This is a genomic window from Mycobacterium toneyamaense (genome assembly GCF_055384815.1).
Map to the genome: position 1 here is coordinate 3,244,096 of NZ_AP040333.1, position 19,853 is coordinate 3,263,948.

Genomic DNA, 19,853 nt, shown 5'->3' on the forward strand with positions numbered 1-19,853 from the left:
TATGGCAATTCGAATTGACGGCGGCCCGACTGCAAGGCAGGTGCCGGCCGGGTGGACACTATGACGTGGCCCTTTCTGCAACAGTATTCAAAGTTGAACTCGGCGTCTCCGATGTCGACCACGGTTACTACGCCGACCACGCGTTGACGGTGGCCCGCCATCCCAGTGAGACCGATGAGCGGATGGTCGTGCGGTTGTTGGCTTTTGGGCTTCGTGCACACCGACTCAGCGACGTCGACGGCGAGTTGGCGTTCGGGCCGGGCCTGTCCACCCCTGGCGTACCGGACTTGCGGCTCGCCGACTACACCGGCCGGATCCTGGAATGGATCAACGTCGGCCAGCCCGACGAACGCGTCTTGGGTAAGGCGGCCAGCCAGGCCGACCAGGTGCTGCTCTACCCGTTCGCCGCCGGCGTGGCCACCTGGTGGCGAACCGTCGGTCCCAAAGTGGCGGGGCTGGCGAACCTGTCGGTGCTGCAGATACCGCACGAGTCGGTGCAGCAACTGGTCCAAAGCGTCGATCGACGGGTCTCGGCACAGGTGATGGTGATCGAAGGTCAGGTGACGATGACCGTTGGCGGAGTCGACGTGACCTTCACCCCCGAGCCATTGGAGTGAAGGATTTCGGTTGCCGTGCAACGCTTTCCGCCCGCCGGCGAAGTCAGTTGCCAAGTTCGGCAACAAGGCGCGTCGCTCGCTGAGATGCCTGCGGTCGGTGCCAGGATCGAGATATGAAGAAGAACACCGCGCGGCTGATCCCCAGAGGTACCGACGAATCGCGCCGTGTGGTGGAACGGGTCCAGCTTGTCATGGACCTGACGTCGCGACTGAATGTGCTGCGGCACTCGGATGTGGATGGCCGCAACGCATTGCTGAACGAAATCCTGGGGCGGTCGCTGCCGGAAACCACGACGATCTACCCGCCGTTTTATTGCGACTACGGCCTCAACTTGCGTCTGGGTGACCGGGTTTTCGTCAACCAGAACTGCTCGTTTTATGACCTCGGCGGCATCACAATCGGAGACCGCACATTGATCGGGCCGGGCGTCACCCTCTGTACCGCCGGTCATCCCGTCGAACCGGCGGCCCGATTCGACGGGATCACGGTCTCCCCGATCGATGTCGGGACAAATGTCTGGATCGGGGCCAACGCGACCATCGCTCCTGGGGTCACGATCGGCTCAGGGTCGGTCGTGGCCGCCGGCGCGGTCGTGGCGACGGATGTCCCGCCGAACTCGCTCGTCAGCAGCGCTGGTCACATACAGCGACGCGCTCTCGCGTAAGTCCCGGTACGGGAGCGCTGCTCGCGTACCGGGACTGCGCTGACATCCGCCTCGGATCAAGGAACCGAGACGCACCCCACGCCGGGCACACAGCCTCCACCGCCGCCGGGACCGCCGCCGCCGGACGGCCCCCCAGGAATGCTGCCGCCTCCGCCACCAGGACCGCCAGCACCCGTCGGGCCGCCCGGAATTGACCCACCGCCGCCGCCCGGGCCGCCGCCACCCGTGGGTCCACCGGGCACGCTGCCGCCCCCGCCACCGGGTCCCCCGCTGCCGGTCGGGCCGCCCGGGATCGAACCGCCGCCACCTTCAGGGCCACCACCACCCGTGGCTCCGCCTGGGGCGGTGCCGGTGCCGGGCGAAGTCGTAGGTGACATGGTCGTCGGCGTCGTCGTCACCGTGGTGGTAGTCGTCGAGTTGGTCGTTGTCGTTTTGCTGCCTTCGTCGGTGCCGCATCCCGTGGCGAGAGGAAGTACCGCGACGCCGGCGATCAGGCCGATCCAGGCTGAGTGCCTACGCCACGATGCTCGCGATTGCGGGCGGATGCTCGTGTCAGCTGTCAATCTCATGGTGATGTTTGCCTCCCTCTCGGCTGTCGTTGCGTTATTCCCCGAGATCGAGACTTCCAATCCTCGACGCCGAAAGAAGCGCATCGCGTCGTTTGGATCGCGGAGCCCCCGCGTCCGGCGCACCCCGTCGGCGAGAACGACATCCAGCCGAATCTACGACTGTAGACTTGCCGCGTGGAGTTGCGAACCTACACATTGACTGACGCCGCCGCGCTGGAGAGTTACGTCTCGGACTTCTGGCCTCGCCACATTCGCACGCTGCGCAAGTACGGCATCACTGTGCGCGGCGTCTGGACGGACCTCGAGTCAAGTGAGCCTCGCGTCATCGCACTCGTCGATTATGCGGGCGGCGATCCCCGCCGCCTCGCCGAGAGTTACCGCGCAAGCGATGACTTCGTCGAGGACCACCGGCATTTCGATACGTCGCTCATCGTCGCGACGCACACGCAAACGCTGCAGCCGATCGCGAGTTCCCCGCTTCAATAACGATGCTTGGTGCATCGCTGGGAGGAGATACCCACATGGCCACATCCACTTCGCCTACGCGCAATGCGGCCGCTACCCGTGAGGCGATCCTGCGCTCGGCGATCGAGAATTTCGCCCGCGCCGGATACGACGGCGCGGGAGTCCGCCAGATCGCGCACGACGCCGGCGTGACCGCCATGCTGGTCAACAGGTACTTCGGCTCGAAGGAAGGGCTGTTCGCCGAGGCGGTCGAAACGTCATTTGCCACACCCACTTTCATCGGAGAGCGATCTGACGATCTGGTCGCTGACACTGTCCGGGCCCTGGTGGCGAGGACCGGATCCGGCGACGATGCGCCACCACCGTTCATGATCATGCTGAGGTCCGCCTCGAGCCCGGTCGCCACGACGATCGTGCGCGACGCCATCGAACGCCACGTTGGCGCCCGGCTGGCGCGACAACTCGACTCGCCCGATCAGAATCTGCGCGGCGAGATCCTGCTCGCGTTGATCAGCGGAATGCTCATGATGCGCGGCGTGGTCGGGACGAGCGCGCTTCGCAAAAGCAAGCCCGCGGACATCGAAAGGGTGCTTGAGCCGGCCATCGCCGCGCTCATCGGCGGTTCGCGAGTCTGAACTCCGAAACAGGAATGAACCCGCCTAAGTCTACGTTCGTATACATCGAAGGTATACAGATGTAGACAAGGAGGACCCGGGTGGAGCTCGGATTGAGGCACAAGCGCGCATTGGTCACCGGTTCGAGTGCGGGTCTCGGTCGCGCGATCGCTGAGATGCTGGCTGCAGAGGGCGCGTCCGTGGTGGTACACGGACGTGACGCCGACCGGACGCAAGCGGTCGTTTCCGCGATCGGCGCCAACGGCGGTGAAGCGGTCGCCGTACTCGGCGACCTCTCGACCGACGAAGGCGCCGCAGCCGTCGCGCATGCCGCGGGCGAGATCGACATCCTGGTCAACAATGCCGGCGACTACGACGGTTCGTCCTGGGCGGAACTCACCACCCACGAGTGGGCGAGAATCCACCAGACCAACGTCGTGTCCGTCGTGCGGATGATCGACCATCTTGTCCCGGGCATGCGCCGACGGGGCTGGGGCCGGGTCATCCAGATCGGCGGTGGTCTCGCCGTTCAACCGGTCGCCCAGCAGCCGCACTACAGCGCCACGTTGGCTGCGCGACACAACTTGACCGTCTCGCTCGCCCGAGAGTTGTCCGGAACCGGCGTCACCGCCAACATCGTCGCGCCCGGAGCCATCCTCACCGACAGCACACGGGCCATGGTGCTGCAGGCCGGCGCCGTGCACGGCTGGGGAACCTCCTGGGAAGACATTGAAAAAGCCGCGGCCACAACATGGTTCCCCAACGACATCGGCCGACTCGGCCGTCCTGAGGAGATCGCCGCCGCGGTCTGCTTCCTCGCCAGCTCCCATGCCGCGTACATCAGCGGTGCCGATCTCCGCGTCGACGGCGGCACCATCCGCAACGTCAACTGAAACCACCAGTCGCCAAAGAAAGGTCACTGTCATGTCGCATGTCTTCCTCATCTCCGGAGCTTCCCGCGGTCTCGGGCGCGCCATCGCCGAAGCGGCGCTGGCAGCCGGGCATCACGTCGTCGCGGGTGTTCGCTCGGTATCAGCGCTCGACGATCTCGCTGCCCGTGAACCTGAGCGTCTGGCCGTTGTCCCGCTCGACGTCACCGACGACGAGCAGGTCCGCAGTGCCATCGACACCGCAATCCAACGCTGGGGTCGCCTCGACGTTTTGGTCAACAACGCCGGGTACGCCAACATGGCTGCCGTCGAAGACGTTGACGTCGACGACTTCCGCGCCCAGGTCGAGACGAACTTCTTCGGCGTCGTAAGGCTCACCCAGGCCGTGCTTCCGATCATGCGGAGGCAGCGTGCGGGCCATATCGTCCAAATATCCTCCGTCGGTGGACGTTTGGCGCGGCCGGGCCTGGCTGCCTATCAGTCCTCCAAGTGGGCCGTCACCGGCTACTCCGGGGTCCTCGCACAGGAGGTCGCTCCGCTCGCCATCAAGGTGACGGTGCTGGAGCCCGGTGGCATGCGTACCGATTGGTCGGGCTCGTCGATGCGCATCGCCCCGGTACGCGACGAGTACAGGGACACAGTGGGAGCCGCGGCGCAGCTGAGCCAATCCGCCAACCTCGGCGCCAGCGATCCGGTAAAGGTCGCGGCGCTGTTGCTCGACATCGTCGAGATGGACACTCCGCCGGCTCGCTTGCTGGTCGGCCCAGATGCCTACCGGTACGCCACCGCGGCCGGGCGCGACCTGCTCGCCTCTGACGAACGGTACGCGGATCTGAGCAACTCGACCGCGGCCGACGACGCCACCGCCGATCAGCTCAATCCGCTTGGTGCGTAACGCATCAGGTCGGTGCCAGAATGAGTCAGAAGCCGCTGCGTACAGGTGCTGGGTGATCGGTGGGAGTGCTCGCCGGCTCCTCCTTCGATGGTGTCCGGCGAGGTCGGCCGGCCATGGCGGTTTGAGGACGACCTTGGTCCGCCCGTCGTCGCGGTGGTGATTGCAAAGACGCTTGAACTCCGACCGGCTACCCCCGGCCCGCCACAGGTAAACACTCACCGCGTCTGCGGCGCTCACTCCCGACCTACGTCTTTTACGAACCGCCCTCCCGCGGTGTTGCTCACCCTGTCCCCGACGGATAGCTCCTTCCACGTCGCACGGTCGACGCGCACAGTGATCGTCTGCCCGTCGTCGCGCCGAATGCGCAGGCGCCGGTAGAGATTCGCCCCGTCGAGAAGCGCCCGGGATTTCTTGACGACGGTGCCTTCCCACTCCGATGTCGACATCTCAGCTTCCTTCAGGTGATCGGGTGACGTGGTAGCGCAGATGAGCCACGCCGGGGGCCTGCAGCACCCGCACGAGCTCCATCTTCGGTAGGCCGGGCCGGAATCCGTCGAACAAGCGCTCCCCCGAACCGAGGATGACCGCCGACACTTGCAGGTCGATCTCGTCCACCAAGCCCGCCTTGATCGCCTGGCGTGCACACGATGCGCCGCCGGCGATCGAGATGTCCTTCCCGCCGGCAGCCGCCTGCGCCTGTGCGTACGCGGATTCGATGCCGTCGGTGACGAAATGGAATGTCGTACCGCCCTTCATCTCGATCGGGTCGTGGGCGTGGTGCGTGAGCACGAAGACCGGGCAGTGATACGGCGGAGTGTCACCCCACCAGCCCTGCCAGTCCGAGCCGTCCCATTCCCCACGAATCGGTCCGAACATGTTGCGCCCCATGATGGTTGCGCCCATGCCGTCCAGCATCTCGGACATCACCTGCCGGTTGACGGGGTGATCTCTGCTGGGACCGATATGCCAATCATGGAGGTCGAGCCCGCCCACCCCTAGCGGATTCTCTTCGCTCTGACCGGGCCCGGCGGCATACCCGTCGGCCGAGATCGACATCGAGAGATTCGTTCGTGCCACGTCAAGTTCCGTTCCGTCGATCGGTTCATGCGATTGCCCTTGTCTACATTGAGACCGCTGCGGCGCCGATAACTCATCGTCGTCGGCAGTATTGCCATTCGGGTGTCGAGCGCATCTCCCTGTTGTAGCTTGGCTGGCGCTGGGTCAGGTCAATTCGATTCGACCGGAAGGCAAGCCATGGCGCTCGAAGTCATCAAGACCATCCCTGTCGGCGGCTCCCCGAGTCGGGTAGCACTTACTCCCGATGGTGGCCGCGCTTACGTCCTCAACGGCGGCGGCGACTCCGTCTCGGTCATCAGCACCGTGACCAATACGGTCACCACCACCATTCCCGTCGGGGACCTCCCCGACTCGGTGGCGATCTCCCCCGACGGCACACGTGCCTACGTCACGATCGAGAACGCCGGCACGGTCTCGGTGATCAGTACCGCCACCAACACCATCACAGCGAACATTCCCGTCGGTGACTTCGCGGGCGGAATCGCGCTAACTCCCAACGGCGCCCGTGCATATGTCGCTGCGGCGCACAACCCGGCCACGTCCGGAGACGTCGTGGTGATCGACACGGCTACCAACACGGTCACCGCAACGATCCCCGTCGACGGACATCCCCACAGCGTCGCGGTCAGTCCGAACGGTGCGCGCGCGTACGTCACGAACTGGAACCTGGACGGTTCCGTGTGGGTGATCAACACCGCCACCAACACGGTGATCAAGACCGTTGAGGTCGGAGACTTGCCCAGCGGTGTCGCCGTCAACCCCAACAGTTCCCGTGTCTACGTCACCAACGCGGCTCCCATCGGAACGGTTTCGGTGATCAACGCGACGACGAACACCGTCGCCGAGACAATCCCTGTCGGTAACTCACCGATCGGCGTTGCGGTCAGTCCCAACGGTGCCCGGCTCTACATCACCAACCGTGGCTACCCCGGACCCGGCTCACTGCAGGTGATCAACGCCGCCACCAACGATGTCACCGAAACGCTCGAGGTAGGCGAAGATGCGTGGGCTCTGGCGGTCAGCCCCGACGAAGAGCGGATCTATGTCACCAATCTCGGCGACGACTCGGTGTCGGTGATCGGCGACCACGTTCGCCACTTCCCCGACGTGCCCGACCTCGTCGGCGACATCCTCGGCGGCGTCGCGGGCGACGGTGGCGGATGGCTGATCATCGGCAACCACTTCTACAAGATCCCGCCGCGCCCTCTCGCGGTGGTGCGAATCGCGCGCGCGATAGCGCCCTACCTCGGCAAGCCGATCGAGAACCGGGATTTGGCCAAACAACTGCGCAACACTCTCAATCGACGCCGATAGCGACGGGGGTTCTCGCTCGCTGTCACCCGCCGTTGCCGGCCGATCCGCGGAACAGATTCGCGATGCCTCAGGTTGCACCCTAGAACGCCCATCGAACCTGGAGGAGGATGACACATGCCCGAATCGGTCGTGCTCGGCGACCAATTGGCCACCAGTGCAATGGGTTTCGGAGGAATGGCGCTGACACCGGTGTACGGCGGAGCCATCGATGAGGATGAATCACTGGCGACGCTGAACCACGCCATCGACGCCGGGGTGACCTTCATCGACACCGCCAACATCTACGGAGACGGGGACAACGAGCGGCTGATCGCTCGTGTGCTCGCCGGCCGCCGCGACGAGGTCACGCTGGCCACCAAGTTCGGCATCCAGGGCAACCCAGCCGGCCGCGCGCAGGGTCGCATCAGTCCGCGGGGCGACGCGGCCTACGTACGTCAGTGCATCGACGAGAGCCTGCAGCGCTTGCAGACCGACGTGATCGACCTGTACTACCTGCACCGGCGCGACCCAGCCGTGCCGATCGAGGAGACCGTCGGCGCGATGGCCGAATTGGTCGCGGCCGGCAAGGTGCGTCACCTCGGGCTGTCTGAGGTCAGCGCGGCCGAACTGCGGGCTGCCCATGCCGTGCATCCGATCGCGGCGCTGCAGAGCGAGTGGTCGGTCTGGACGCGCGACATCGAGTCCGTCATCGTCCCCACCGCTGCCGAGCTCGGCGTGGGTATTGTTCCGTTCTCTCCGCTGGGCCGCGGCTTCCTGACGGGCTCCGTGCGGTCGGCGGCCGATATGGGCGAGAACGACTTCCGGCGCACGATGCCGCGCTTCGCCGGATCAGCGCTGGAGGCCAATCAGGCGGTCGTTGACGCCGTGGTGTCGGTCGCCGCCACGGTCGGAGCGACGCCGGCACAGGTGGCGTTGGCATGGCTGCGTCAGCGCGCCGATGACCTGGGCGTTGCGGCGGTGCCGATTCCGGGCACGCGCCGCGCCGCACGGGTCGACGAGAACCTCGCCTCACTGTCGGTCACATTGACCGCCGAGCAGGTGAGCGCGCTCGGGGATGCGGGTAACGCAGTGACCGGGGCCCGCTACGCCGACATGTCCGCGATCGGTTCCAGCGGAGACTCTTCGCCGGACGACAGCGCTCAGTAAGCCTGATGTCAGGTGCCGGCGAGCGCTTCCACAACGGCCGACGAGAACGCCGGTAGGTCATCGGGGCCACGACTGGAGATCAGATTCCCGTCGATGACGACCTCGCGGTCGACAACTGTCGCCCCGGCGTTCTGCAGATCGATCCGAAGGCTGGGGTACGACGTCAGCGTCCGGCCCTTGGCGACGCCGGCGTCGATCAGCGTCCACGGACCGTGACAGATGACGCCGACCGGCTTGCCGGATTCGACGAAGTCGTGGACGAACTTGACCGCTTTGTCGTCGGCGCGCAGTTTGTCGGCGTTCACCGTGCCGCCCGGAATGAGCAGCGCGTCGAAGTCCTCCGGCGTGATGTCACCTACCAGGCGTTCCACCGGCTCGGTGCCACCGGGTTTCAGGTCGTTGTCGCGCATGTCGATGGAGCCTTCTTGCAGCGAGATCAATTCGGTGCTGGCACCCGCGGCCTGTACCGCATCTCGGGGCTCCTGCAGCTCTCGGCGCTCGACGCCGTTGGTGGCAAGAATCGCCACCTTCTTGCCCTCGAGCGGCGCAATACTCTCGTCCAGATTCTGTTCGGCCTGCTCGGCGTAGTCAGCCAGTTCAGCGATCGATTCATCGCCTTCCTCAGCGCGCATGGTGTACTCCTTGCCTGCGCCGCCGCGTCTGGCGGCACCGCTCGGCTGGGTACCCGAGGACGCCGTGGCCGAAACCGCCTGCGCATGAGCGTGGACCTGACCGGCCACGACCTCCCCAAAGACGAGGTGCACCAACCACTTCAAGGCTGGAAACGCCCGACCCGGAATAAACCCGCACGCGGGGACCTTGGCTCAAGAGTCGCCCCTTCCCCGACCAAGGAGCATCCATGACTCGTCCCGTCCGCGTCGCTGTACAGATCCAGCCCGGCGGCACGCCTGACTACGCCACCTGGCGCGACGCCGTCGTGGCCGCCGACGATCTCGGCGTCGACGTGATCTTCGGCTACGACCACTTCCATCGCCCGGCGATGAAGGCCATCGTCGACGGCAAGCCCGTCCTGTTCGACGATCAGCCCGACGTCGCCAACTTCGAGGGGTGGACCGCGCTCGCCTCGTGGGGCGAGATCACCTCACATGCCGAGATCGGGCTCCTCGTCACCGGTGTCGGCTACCGCAACGCGGATCTGCTGGCCGACATGGCGCGCACCGTCGACCACATCAGCGGTGGTCGCCTCATCCTCGGTCTGGGCGCCGGGTGGTACGAAAAGGACTACACCACTTACGGTTACGACTTCGGCACCTTCGGTTCGCGCTTCGACCTGTTCGACGACAGCCTGATCCGCATCGAGAACCGGCTCGCCGCCCTGATTCCGCCGCCCGTCCGCAAGATTCCGATTCTCATCGGCGGCACCGGGCCCAAGCGCTCCCTGCCCGCCGTCGCCCGGCACGCCGACATCTGGCACGCATTCCAGGACATCGAGGCGTTCCGCAAATCCAGCGACCGCGTCGACGAGCTGGCAGCGACATTCGGCCGCAACGGATTCTGACATCGAACGCTCGACGCTGTGGACGAACGCCCAAGCTGCCGATGCCTTCCGTGAGGCCGGCGTCACGCTGTTCCAGACCGAACTGACAGCGGACAACAACTACGACCTGACCTCGCTCAAAGAGGTGGTCGCATGGCGGGATGGTGCGTGATCGCGAGCTGAATCGCGCTACAGCGGATTCAGAATGCGGTCCAGGAACTGCCGCGTGCGCTCTTCCTTCGGGTTGCCGATCACCTCGTCGGGCGTGCCCCGCTCCAGGATGATGCCCTGATCGGTGAACAGCACCTGATTGGAAACCTGCCTGGCGAACTGGATTTCGTGGGTGACGATCACCATGGTCCAACCCTCGACCGCGAGATCCTTGATCACCGAGAGCACTTCGCCGACGAGTTCGGGATCGAGCGCCGACGTCGGCTCGTCGAACAGCACTAATTTCGGCTTCAAGGCGAGCGCCCGGGCGATGCCGACGCGCTGCTGTTGCCCGCCGGACAGCTGATACGGGTATTGGTCCTTTTTGGCGGCAAGCCCCACCTGCTCCAGGAGCGTGACGGCTTCGGCCTCTGCTTCCGCTTTGGGCCGCTTCTGCACGATGACCGGGCCCTCGGTCACGTTCTGCAGGACCGTCTTGTGTGGGAACAGATTGTGGTTCTGAAACACGAAGCCGCTCCGGGACTGGAACCGGCGCACCTCGGGTTTCGGTGTGGGCGTGGAGAAGTCGATTTCGATATCGTCCACCCGAATGACCCCGGCGTCAGCCCGGTCGAGGGCGTTCAGCGTGCGCAGCAGCGTCGTCTTGCCCGATCCGGACGGCCCGATGATGGCCGTCGCCGTGCCCTGCTCGACGGTGAACGAAACTCCCTTGAGCACCTTGTTGTCGCCGAAGGCTTTGTGGACGCCCTCGGCGACCACGCGGTTCTCTGTCATCGCGCCACATACCTTTCCAGCCGGCGTTCAATACGACCCTGGCCGAACGAGAGCGCCAGGCAGATGACCCAGTAGTACACCGCGGCGGTGCCGTACAACGCGAAGAACTCGAACGTCGGCGCCGCGATGATCTGAGCTTGCCGCAGCAGTTCGGTGACCAGGATCGTCGAGGCGAGCGACGTGTCCTTCACCAGCGAGATCAACGTGTTCGACAACGGCGGCACCGCCACCCGGGCGGCCTGGGGCAGGATGATGCGCCGAAGCGCGCCAACATAATTGAAGCCGATGGTTTCGGCGGCCTCCCATTGACCTTTGGGAATGCTCTGGATGGCCGAGCGGATGATCTCCGCCCCGTAACCGCCGACGTTCAGGGAGAACGCGATGATGGCGGCAGGGAACGGATCGATCTTCACACCCAGTTCCGGCAGCGCGAAGAACACGATGAACAGCTGCACCAGCAGTGGAGTACCGCGGATGATCGAGATGTAGAACCGCGCCACGTTGGCAAGAACCACGTTCGACGACAACCGTGCCAGCGCCACCGCCAACGCGATCACCAGACCGATCACGAAGCTGATCACCGTCAGCGGGATGGTCTTGGTGATTGCGGCCTTCGCCAACGGCACGAGGCTGTCCCCGATCAGCGCCCATGTCGAGCGCGCCACATGCTGCGCCCGGTCGGTGTCGGGTCCGCCAGATGCGTTGGCCTTGAGGTACTTCTGCGAGATCCGGGCCAGAGTGCCGTCGGCCCGCAATTCGTCGAGCGCCTTGTTCAGATCGGGTAACAGCCCGCTGTCCTTCCGGGCGGCGAAGCCCTGCTCGCTCTTCTCGCCGGTGTTGGCGGCGATCTTGACCGACTTGTCCCCGGTCTCGGCGAGGTAGGCGTACACCGCGATGCTGTCGTTCACGACGACGTCGACGCGCCCCTGGTTGAGCAGCTTGATGGCCTGGGTGAAGCCCTCCACGGTCTCGACACGGGCCCCGGCTTTTCGGGCGACCTCAGACCAATTGCTGGTGGCGTTCTCGGCGGCGACCTTGCCCTTCAGGTTGTCGAGCGACTTGATCGAGTTGTCGTCCGCACGCGTGACGATCACGCCCTCCCCCACCGAATACGGCTCGGAGAGGTCGTATTTCGCCTTGCGTTCGGGATTGATCGTCACCTCATTGGCGACGACGTCGAATCGGTTGGCCTCCAGCGCGGCGAAGATCGAGTCCCACGGCGTCTCGACGAACTCGACACGCACACCGAGCTTGCCGGCGACGGCCTTGGCGACGTCGACGTCGTATCCGACCAGCTCGTTCGTGGCCGGGTCGTGGTAGCTGAACGGTGAATACACCCCTTCGGTGCCGACGCGCAGCACGCCCGCCGCCTGGACCGGATTCTCGCCGTCCTTGCTACTCGGCGATCCGCACGCCGCCAGTATCAGAGCGACGAGCAGCAACACCGGCAGGACGGCTCCTCGTATGTAGCGCACCGCCGGAAGTTAGCAAGTCGGTCGGCGGTCACCAAGGGTTCTGCTCAATCCGGGTGATACGAGCCTTACCGCCAGCAGGAATACCTGAGGTAGCGCTCGCCGCCACCACGGATTACCGCCGCCGTCCATGACGGCACGCTCCCCGCCGACAACACTGACCTGTATCCGCTTGACCAACGAGGAGGCTCCGCATGACAACGTCCATCGCCCGCAGCAGCCACACCGTCTCGCTACTCGACGGCGAGATCGTCGAGGAATCCGAACACGGCTCGATGCGCCGGGTCACCGCTGATGCCATGCCGATTCTGAAGAATCTGTCGATCAAGCGCCTGTTGCTCAATCCGGGGGCCATGCGCACGCCCCACTGGCACGCCAACGCCAACGAACTCACCTACTGCGTCTCGGGAACCGCGCTGGTGTCGGTCCTGGACAACCACAGTGTGTTCTCGAACTTCATCGTCACCGCAGGGCAGATGTTCCACATCGATTCCGGTGCGCTGCACCACATCGAGAACATCGGTACCGACGTCGCCGAGTTCATCATCGCCTTCCGCAACGAACGTCCGGAGGACTTCGGGCTGGGCGCCACCTTCGGGGCGTTCACCGACGCCGTGTTGGGCAATACGTACGACCTGCCGTCGTCCGACATCAGCAAGATCCGCCGTAGCACCGTCGACCACAAACTGGCAGCCCGCACCGGCGACCCGAGTATCCCTGCCGCTGCTCACTTCAACGACCCGCACAAGTTCGACATCGAGGCCCAAGCGCCCGGTCTCAACTACGCCAGCGGGAACGCACGCTTCGCCCGTGACCAGTTCTGGCCTGCGCTGAAGGACATCTCGATGTACTCGCTGCGCGTCACCGAAAGCGGTATGCGCGAACCACATTGGCATCTCGTCACCGCGGAGATGGGCTACGTGCAGCACGGCGACGCGCGCATGACCATCATGAATCCGGACGGGACCCTGGACACGTGGAACCTCACCACCGGAGACATGTATTTCATCCCCCGCGCCTACCCCCACCACATCGAGAACATCGGCGCCGACGACTGGCATTTCCTGATCTTCTTCGACCAGCCGTTCCCCGCCGACATCGGCTTCAAAGCCTCTGCCAGCGCCTATTCGCGTGAGGTCCTGGCCGCGGCATTCAACACCCACATCGATGACCTGCCGACGTTCCCCTTCACTCCGGCCGACCCGCTGGTGGTGTCCCGGGTGAACCCCGTCGATACGCACGGAGTCGGTCAACTCTGAGAAAGGGCGGCTACTCCGCGAGACGTACGGCGGTCTGTCCGTGCGAACCGTCAGCGTGCCTGGATGCGTTGCCGCCCAAGCGTTTCGCCACGTACATCTCCAGGTCTGCCGACATCACCAGGTCGTCGATGATCGTGGCGGCAGCGGAGTCGTCGACATCTGAGAGCGCGATCGTTGCCACTCCGACGCTGGCGGTGATGGCATACGGAGTGGCGGCGATCGCCGCACGCAGGCGTTCGGCGGCCGACGACTGATGGGGTCGGTGCGTGGTGTCGGCGATCAGGAACTCATCACCACCGCTGCGGCCGATCACCGCATCATGGCTGGCCTGCTTCCTGAGGATGTCGGCCACGGCGATCAGCGCACGGTCACCGAACAGGTGGCCACGGCTGTCGTTGAGGAGCTTGAACCCGTCGAGATCGATCACCGTCACCATGAGATGTGCGGACGTGCCCCGGTCGCGATGGATCAGCTCCTGGGCTTTGATGCCGAAACCACGCCGGTTCAGCAGGAATGTCAGTGGATCACAGTCCGCCCGGATGAGGTCGGTCCCCAGGGCGTGGACGACGATCTGAATGCTGGCAGGCACCGTCACCGTGAGAACGAAAACCAACCACACTGCGCACACCGCGAGGACGGGTCGGCCGGACGTGGTCAGTCGGACGGCCTCGACCGTCGCGACGATCATCGCCACCTGGAAGTTGAAGGCCGCGTGGATGGCCCGGTGGGTGAATGCGACGTACGCCGCAGATACCCCGAACGTGGTACAGACCAGGATGGCGACGGCCGGGTCGCTACAGGACAGCGCAACGGCGGCGATACAGGCCGTGACCATCGCGGCGAAGATCGTCGACCGTCGTCGGCTGGGCAGCCCGACAACCCAGATGAGGTCGGCGAGCACCAACCCGACGGTGGCCGCGCGGGTGACCAGTCGCGGGACGACGCCGACCGGTCCCTCGGGAACCGTCATCAGCGCAATCGGGATGAAGGTGCTCATGATGGCCACGGCGGCGATCATCGTGCGAACGAGGCCTGACAGCCCACGAAACTTCAGGTACCCCATGAGCCAGTCGTAGTGATCGGACTGACGCCACCATTGCTTGACCCAACGCATGGTGCATCTCCCCCCAACGGGTTACCTGGACGTCCGCAGTCGTCAAACCCTCGCAGCCGCTGATCGCTGTCCGACGCACATTTGCTGACGAATGATTGCATCACATGTTCATCCAGTTTGCCAGGGGTGCAAACTGGGAATGTCGCCGCGTCGGAGATAGCCAACCGGGCGCGCGCCGCGACACCGCGGTGGGGCTCGGCGGCGGGGATGTGTACGGACCGGATGGTGATAACGCAGACTGAGACACCAATCCGACGCCCTGGAGGACCGATTCCGGAATGAGCCCAGTTGCCGAATTCGACTTCGTCATCGTGGGAGCAGGCAGTGCCGGCTGTCTGCTCGCCAATCGGCTCAGCGCCAACCCCGATCACCGGGTGCTGCTGATCGAGGCAGGCGGCAGGGACAACTGGTTCTGGATCAAGGTGCCGGTGGGCTACCTGTACACCATCGCCAACCCCCGCACCGACTGGTGTTTCACCACCGAGGCCGACCCGGGTCTGGCCGGCCGCAGCATCCACTACGCACGCGGCCGCGTCATCGGTGGGTGCTCGTCGATCAACGCCATGATCCACATGCGGGGGCAGGCCAGCGATTACGACCTCTGGGCGCAGGCGACCGGCGACGATCGCTGGCGTTGGGGTGGCTCCGACGGCGTCGGCGAGACGCTGGCGATCTACAAGCAGCTGGAGGACTACTTCGGCGGAGCCGACGAGTGGCACGGCGTCGGCGGCGAGATCCGCGTCGAGCGGCCACGGGTGCGCTGGAAGATCCTGGACGCCTGGCAAGCGGCCGCTGCCGAGGTGGGCATCGCACCGATCGACGAGTTCAACCGGGGCGACAACTCCGGCAGCGCGTATTTCCACGTCAACCAGAAGCGTGGCCGACGCTGGTCGATGGCCGACGCGTTCCTGCACCCCATCGCCCACCGGCCCAACCTCACCGTCTATACCGACAGCCAGGCCGTGCAGCTGCTGATGGACGACGGCGTCCAGGAGCATCAGCGTCGCGGCGCCTGGACCACCGCCCGACACCGTGCCACCGGTGTGCGGCTGCGCAAAGACGGCCAGATCGTCGATGTCCACGCCCGGCATGAGGTGATCCTGAGCGCCGGCGCGATCGGATCACCGCAACTCATGCAGGCCTCTGGTCTGGGTCCGGCCGGGCTGCTCACCGAGCATCACGTGCCGGTGGCCGTCGACCTGCCCGGCGTCGGCGAGAACCTCCAGGACCATCTGCAGCTGCGCACGGTGTACCGCATCCAGGGCGCCCGGACGGTCAACACGCTGTACCGGAACTTGGTCACTCGTGGCGGCATGGGGCTTCAGTACCTGGCGCTGCGCTCCGGACCGATGACCATGCCACCGTCGACGTTGGGGGCCTTCGCGAAAAGCGATCCGGCACTGGCCAGTCCGGATCTGGAGTGGCACGTGCAGCCCTTGTCCCTGCCCAAGTTCGGTGACCCGCTGCACTCGTTTGGGGCGATAACTCCCTCGGTGTGCAATCTGCGCCCCACCTCGCGGGGTCATGTGCGCATCGCCAGTGCGGATCCCCTGACGAACCCGAAGGTCATGTGCAACTACCTGTCGACCGAAGCCGACCACCAAGCCGCGGTGAAGGGCCTGCGGATGACCCGGAAGATCATGGCGGCGCCGGCCCTCGCGCGCTACCGGCCCGAGGAGCTGCTTCCCGGCCCGCAAGTGGCCAGTGACGACGACCTGCAGCAGGCAGCCCGCGAGCTGGGCACGACCATCTTCCATCCAGTGGGCACCTGTGCGATGGGAGCCTTTGACACACAAGGTCTTCCGCGGTCAGCAGCCACGGTGCTCGATACCGAGTGTCGGGTGTACCGCGTCGCGGGCATGCGCGTCGTCGATGCGTCGGCGATGCCCACCATCACGTCCGGGAACACCAACGCGCCGGTGATGCTGATCGCCGAACGTGCAGCGCGGGCGATCCTGGGGTGAAGCACCGCAGGCAGCGTTGTCTCGCGGGCGAAACTTGTCGGTGGCTGCTGGCACTCTGTGCCGGCTATGACCAATGTCCGCACCCTGAGATTCCACACCAAGTACGGCCCTACGCCGCTCTTCGATAAGGCGCGCCAACAGCTGACGGAGCTCGCCGGTCTTGGCCTCGAGATACCGCATGCAAAATCCCGCCTCGAAGCGCGCGGAATTCCGATGGAGTATCTGACCGATTTTCAGCCCCAGCACTGGGAGGTGATGACCGTCGAGACCAATGTCCGTACAGGCCGCATCACGTACATGTCCCTGCGGTGCAATGTCGAAGCGCGGAAGTATCTCTGGATCGTTCTCGCTTTCGAGCACGTGATCACTGCATGGATCAGAGATACCCCCAGAAGCCGCGTGACCGGTCAGATGATTGTCAAAGATGGTCCCGCTTGGGACGCTGCGGCACGGGGTGAAGACCCAATCCGCACACAAGCCGTCGGCGAGTGGGAGGCAGTTCGACGGCGCAGCGTGCGCGCGCGAGAAGTGCTCGCCGCACTCGCCACCGCGTCCGAATATCCGAGCGCGGACAGACTCGCACATGTGGCGAACCTTGTTCTCGCCGGCAGCACCTGGAAACGGGCTTCAATCGAAACTGGCTGGCGCAGCCCACAAGAGATGGACACAGCGATCGGACGCCTCTTGCAGACGACCAAGCAGAACGTCGCTGCTGCGCGAAAGCCCGCGTGCAAAGACGCCGATTCGGGCGGGTGACACCGAATACCTGAGACGAGTTCATCGACACGCAGCATCAGCCCCACCATGCGATGGTGCTGGAATGACAACTTTCGTCATCGATGCGCCGGTGGCAATCTCGCTCGCGACGACGGGAGCTTCGATTCCGTCAGAACACAGCCTGGCTGCGCCGACGCTCCTGCGCTCGCAAGTCCTTGCGCTCGTGTACGAGTCGGTGCGCGGCGGCGAGATCGACGAGCGGGCGGGCCGAAAAGTGCTCGACCGGATCCGTGGGCTGCGAATCCGGCTTCTCGGCGATCGATCCCTGCAGGATCACGCCTGGCGAATAGCCGCCGAGTTGAACTGGCCGGACACCTACCGGGCTGAGTTCATCGCACTCACTCAGTTGCAGGCCGACGCGCTGGCCACTGCGGACCATGAATTTGCTTCCGCAGCAAGCGCTTTCGTTCCAACTGTGTCACCGGCTCAGATCCTGACGTCATCGAGCTGAGCGTCGCCTTCTACAGCCCTGACGGGACGCCCTTGCCGTTGACCGTCACCTCGACCTGACCGGTCTTCGTGTTGTACGTGATCTTGCCGTGCTCGAACGTCGCGACGAGTTGATCGCCGACAGGCGTCTCGTCACTGGTGACGACGCCCAGGGGGCCGGCCGAGCCGTTGGTGCCGGTGGCCGCGGGCACGCCGTCCGCATCGCGCTGGACATTCCAGGCCTCCCGGATCTTGCCCCAGATGATGTACGCGGGCGTGCCCGGCTGGCTGTTCTTGGCCACGATGGCGCCGCCCTGGAACTGCTGGAAGACGACGCCGCTGTCGCGGGTTCCGGCGTTGTGGTCACCGGTCAGGGGCTTGCCGAGAGCCGACTTCTGCTTGTCGCTCGCCGACGCGTACTTTGCCGCGATCGGGCCGGTCAGCGTGACCTCGACGTCCCGCTCACCGATGAGCTTCACTTCGGCGGGCGGCGCCGGAACTTCGGACGTCACGACCAAGGCGACCTGCGGTTCCTGAGCCGACACACCGATCCTCGTGCCATTGCTGCAGCCGGCAACGGCCAGTGCGACGGCGGCCAGGCCGGCGATGGTAGTGCGGCGGTACGTGCTCGTGTCCATAGGTTCCCCTCACGTCTTCGGTGTGGTGCGCGTCATGTTGCAGCTGATGCCCCGGCCCGGTCACGACCATAACGGAGGCACTTCAGCACCGCGCGCCGCCCGGTGTGAGGTGTCGAGCGAAGAAACGCGCCGCGTCCTCCCCGGCGAACGAGGGGACGCCCGTGTGCCCACCCATGTTGGCCTGCAACGTCTTCTCTCGTGAGCCGAAAGCGTCGAACACGTCGAGCGCCATCTGGCGGTCATTCGATTCGTCGTCCCACTGCAGCAGGACGTGCAGGGGAATCGTGATTCGACGGGCCTCGTCGAACATGGCGCGGGGTACGAAACTGCCGGCGAACAAACCCGCGGCAACGATGCGCGGCTCGACCACGGCCAACCGGATACCGATGGCCAGCACCCCGCCGGAGAAGCCGACCGGACCGCTGATCTCGGGCAGCGCGAGGAGAGCATCGAGCACGGACTGCCATTCCGGGACGGCGGTATCGACCAACGGGATGACGAGCCGGTCGACGATGTCGTCGACCGGCTCGCCCGCGCCCAGCGCCCGGTGCAGATCGGCGCGGGCCCGCTCGAGATCCGCCAGGCGGGGGCGATCACCGCTTCCCGGCAGCTCGATGGTGGCAGCGGCGAAACCGTGCGCCAACGCGTCGCGGGCGCGGTTCGCGAGTTGCGGATACATCTGATGCAGACCGCCGGGATGACCCAGCAGGATCAAGGGTGCGGGTGAAGCTTCGGGCGTCCATAGGATGCCCGGGATGTCGTTGAGACTGAAGGTGCGCTCGACGCCGCCGCCGTCAAGATGATGTTCGGAAATGAAGTGCATGGTCGTGCCTTTCGGGAGTGCTCGTGAGACGGCGCTCCCGGGACGACCTATCGCCCGACTGTGGCCCTGGTGAGGAGCACCCACGTCGATACGTTCACGGGTACCACCTCCTCGTCCTCTTGCCTGGCCTGCCAAGAAAGTATCAGCGGCCGCCAATCGCGGCCAACCATTTTTCGTCATGCGATTCGGAGGTGTCGCCACTTCGGCCAGCGCCGAAGTATCGGCGGCGCATTCTGGATCCATGAACGCTGAAAACTCTGACGAAGTCGATCGCCCGGGCATCGAAGCAGTGACACGTGCTTGGGAAGAAGCGTTGGCGAACCACGATGTCGAGGCACTGTTGGCGTGCTACGCACCGGACGCGACGCTGGAAAGCCCTGTCGCAGCGCACATCTTGGGCGGCCCGGGGGTCTGCCGGGGCCACACGGAGCTCCGGCCTTTCCTGACCGAGGTGGTGGCCCGTACTCCGGACGAGCGACACTACTTCCGCGCCGGCTTCTTCACCGACGGCCACCGTGCCACCTGGGAGTATCCCCGCGAGACGCCGGACGGTCAGCAGATGGATTTCGTCGAGGTCATGGAGATCGAGGACGGCTTGATCCAGGCCCACCGCGTCTACTGGGGTTGGCGCGGCGTCGAGATCCTGGCCAGTGATGGCTACTACCGATGATTTCGATCCTGG

21 protein-coding genes and 1 pseudogene are annotated in these 19,853 nt (G+C 65.2%); 14 read left to right on the forward strand and 8 right to left on the reverse strand.

What is annotated here, in order from left to right; genetic code table 11:
* Nucleotides 1-65: 65 nt before the first annotated feature.
* The 6 genes from ACZ5IQ_RS15630 (at nt 66) to ACZ5IQ_RS15655 (ending at nt 4,715) form a co-directional block, all read left to right on the forward strand.
* Nucleotides 66-617 (forward strand): YaeQ family protein, encoded by a 552-nt coding sequence (locus ACZ5IQ_RS15630; RefSeq protein ID WP_135356156.1) that lies wholly within the window; start codon nt 66-68, stop codon nt 615-617.
* 113 nt (nt 618-730) lie between these two features.
* Entirely contained in the window at nt 731-1,282 is a 552-nt protein-coding gene (locus ACZ5IQ_RS15635) for a DapH/DapD/GlmU-related protein (RefSeq protein WP_212811427.1), read from the forward strand.
* A gap of 743 nt (nt 1,283-2,025) precedes the next feature.
* A complete protein-coding gene (locus ACZ5IQ_RS15640) occupies nt 2,026-2,337 on the forward strand; it encodes an NIPSNAP family protein (protein WP_212811426.1) in 312 nt (103 codons plus the stop codon).
* A gap of 35 nt (nt 2,338-2,372) precedes the next feature.
* The gene (locus ACZ5IQ_RS15645) at nt 2,373-2,951 is read left to right on the forward strand and encodes a TetR/AcrR family transcriptional regulator (RefSeq protein ID WP_212811425.1); all 579 of its coding nucleotides are present in this window, start codon (nt 2,373-2,375) and stop codon (nt 2,949-2,951) included.
* An 80-nt stretch (nt 2,952-3,031) separates the two neighbouring features.
* Nucleotides 3,032-3,823 (forward strand): SDR family NAD(P)-dependent oxidoreductase, encoded by a 792-nt coding sequence (locus ACZ5IQ_RS15650; RefSeq protein ID WP_061010194.1) that lies wholly within the window; start codon nt 3,032-3,034, stop codon nt 3,821-3,823.
* A 31-nt stretch (nt 3,824-3,854) separates the two neighbouring features.
* Nucleotides 3,855-4,715: an SDR family NAD(P)-dependent oxidoreductase gene (locus tag ACZ5IQ_RS15655; RefSeq protein ID WP_212811424.1), complete on the forward strand. Its 861-nt coding sequence runs from the start codon at nt 3,855-3,857 to the stop codon at nt 4,713-4,715.
* Between the two features lie 233 nt (nt 4,716-4,948).
* Here the strand turns inward: ACZ5IQ_RS15655 and ACZ5IQ_RS15660 are convergent, their stop codons facing one another.
* Together ACZ5IQ_RS15660 and ACZ5IQ_RS15665 are read right to left on the reverse strand one after the other, a co-directional pair.
* Nucleotides 4,949-5,161 carry a DUF7489 domain-containing protein gene (locus tag ACZ5IQ_RS15660; RefSeq protein WP_064859155.1) on the reverse strand — a complete coding sequence of 71 codons (213 nt, stop codon included), beginning with the start codon at nt 5,159-5,161 and terminating at the stop codon, nt 4,949-4,951.
* Nucleotide 5,162: 1 nt separating this feature from the next.
* Nucleotides 5,163-5,792 carry a dihydrofolate reductase family protein gene (locus ACZ5IQ_RS15665; protein ID WP_212811423.1) on the reverse strand — a complete coding sequence of 210 codons (630 nt, stop codon included), beginning with the start codon at nt 5,790-5,792 and terminating at the stop codon, nt 5,163-5,165.
* A gap of 177 nt (nt 5,793-5,969) precedes the next feature.
* Between ACZ5IQ_RS15665 and ACZ5IQ_RS15670 the strand changes: the two genes are divergently transcribed.
* On the forward strand, nt 5,970-7,106 hold the full coding sequence (locus ACZ5IQ_RS15670) for a beta-propeller fold lactonase family protein (RefSeq protein ID WP_212811422.1): 1,137 nt from the start codon (nt 5,970-5,972) through the stop codon (nt 7,104-7,106).
* Between the two features lie 114 nt (nt 7,107-7,220).
* A complete protein-coding gene (locus tag ACZ5IQ_RS15675; protein WP_212811421.1) occupies nt 7,221-8,252 on the forward strand; it encodes an aldo/keto reductase in 1,032 nt (343 codons plus the stop codon).
* Nucleotides 8,253-8,260: 8 nt separating this feature from the next.
* On the opposite strand, the gene ACZ5IQ_RS15680 is transcribed toward ACZ5IQ_RS15675, so the two are convergent.
* Entirely contained in the window at nt 8,261-8,884 is a 624-nt protein-coding gene (locus ACZ5IQ_RS15680) for a type 1 glutamine amidotransferase domain-containing protein (protein ID WP_244872542.1), read from the reverse strand.
* Nucleotides 8,885-9,111: 227 nt separating this feature from the next.
* Between ACZ5IQ_RS15680 and ACZ5IQ_RS15685 the strand changes: the two are divergent.
* Nucleotides 9,112-9,922 (forward strand): annotated as a pseudogene (locus ACZ5IQ_RS15685) (LLM class F420-dependent oxidoreductase).
* Nucleotides 9,923-9,939: 17 nt separating this feature from the next.
* On the opposite strand, the gene ACZ5IQ_RS15690 reads toward ACZ5IQ_RS15685, so the two are convergent.
* Both ACZ5IQ_RS15690 and ACZ5IQ_RS15695 read right to left on the reverse strand, forming a co-directional pair.
* A complete protein-coding gene (locus tag ACZ5IQ_RS15690; RefSeq protein ID WP_061006497.1) occupies nt 9,940-10,695 on the reverse strand; it encodes an amino acid ABC transporter ATP-binding protein in 756 nt (251 codons plus the stop codon).
* Nucleotides 10,692-12,170, reverse strand: a complete 1,479-nt coding sequence (locus ACZ5IQ_RS15695; protein ID WP_135356213.1) for an ABC transporter permease subunit — start codon at nt 12,168-12,170, stop codon at nt 10,692-10,694. Before ACZ5IQ_RS15695 ends, ACZ5IQ_RS15690 begins: the two co-directional genes overlap by 4 nt.
* 191 nt (nt 12,171-12,361) lie before the next feature.
* Between ACZ5IQ_RS15695 and ACZ5IQ_RS15700 the strand changes: the two genes are divergently transcribed.
* Nucleotides 12,362-13,426 (forward strand): cupin domain-containing protein, encoded by a 1,065-nt coding sequence (locus ACZ5IQ_RS15700; RefSeq protein WP_212811420.1) that lies wholly within the window; start codon nt 12,362-12,364, stop codon nt 13,424-13,426.
* Nucleotides 13,427-13,436: 10 nt separating this feature from the next.
* Here the strand turns inward: ACZ5IQ_RS15700 and ACZ5IQ_RS15705 are convergent, their stop codons facing one another.
* The gene (locus tag ACZ5IQ_RS15705) at nt 13,437-14,540 is read right to left on the reverse strand and encodes a GGDEF domain-containing protein (RefSeq protein WP_212811419.1); all 1,104 of its coding nucleotides are present in this window, start codon (nt 14,538-14,540) and stop codon (nt 13,437-13,439) included.
* Between the two features lie 278 nt (nt 14,541-14,818).
* On the opposite strand from ACZ5IQ_RS15705, the gene ACZ5IQ_RS15710 reads away from it, so the two are divergent.
* The 3 genes from ACZ5IQ_RS15710 (at nt 14,819) to ACZ5IQ_RS15720 (ending at nt 17,732) form a co-directional block, all read left to right on the forward strand.
* Nucleotides 14,819-16,504: a GMC family oxidoreductase gene (locus ACZ5IQ_RS15710; RefSeq protein ID WP_212811418.1), complete on the forward strand. Its 1,686-nt coding sequence runs from the start codon at nt 14,819-14,821 to the stop codon at nt 16,502-16,504.
* Nucleotides 16,505-16,570: 66 nt separating this feature from the next.
* On the forward strand, nt 16,571-17,260 hold the full coding sequence (locus ACZ5IQ_RS15715) for a hypothetical protein (RefSeq protein ID WP_133428351.1): 690 nt from the start codon (nt 16,571-16,573) through the stop codon (nt 17,258-17,260).
* A 64-nt stretch (nt 17,261-17,324) separates the two neighbouring features.
* A complete protein-coding gene (locus ACZ5IQ_RS15720; RefSeq protein WP_212811417.1) occupies nt 17,325-17,732 on the forward strand; it encodes a type II toxin-antitoxin system VapC family toxin in 408 nt (135 codons plus the stop codon).
* A gap of 10 nt (nt 17,733-17,742) precedes the next feature.
* Here ACZ5IQ_RS15720 and ACZ5IQ_RS15725 read toward each other — a convergent pair whose 3' ends face one another.
* Both ACZ5IQ_RS15725 and ACZ5IQ_RS15730 read right to left on the reverse strand, forming a co-directional pair.
* A complete protein-coding gene (locus tag ACZ5IQ_RS15725; protein WP_212811416.1) occupies nt 17,743-18,348 on the reverse strand; it encodes an LGFP repeat-containing protein in 606 nt (201 codons plus the stop codon).
* A gap of 82 nt (nt 18,349-18,430) precedes the next feature.
* Nucleotides 18,431-19,171: an alpha/beta hydrolase family protein gene (locus tag ACZ5IQ_RS15730; protein WP_212811415.1), complete on the reverse strand. Its 741-nt coding sequence runs from the start codon at nt 19,169-19,171 to the stop codon at nt 18,431-18,433.
* Nucleotides 19,172-19,412: 241 nt separating this feature from the next.
* On the opposite strand from ACZ5IQ_RS15730, the gene ACZ5IQ_RS15735 reads away from it, so the two are divergent.
* A complete protein-coding gene (locus ACZ5IQ_RS15735; protein ID WP_061006491.1) occupies nt 19,413-19,841 on the forward strand; it encodes a nuclear transport factor 2 family protein in 429 nt (142 codons plus the stop codon).
* Nucleotides 19,842-19,853 lie beyond the last annotated feature (12 nt).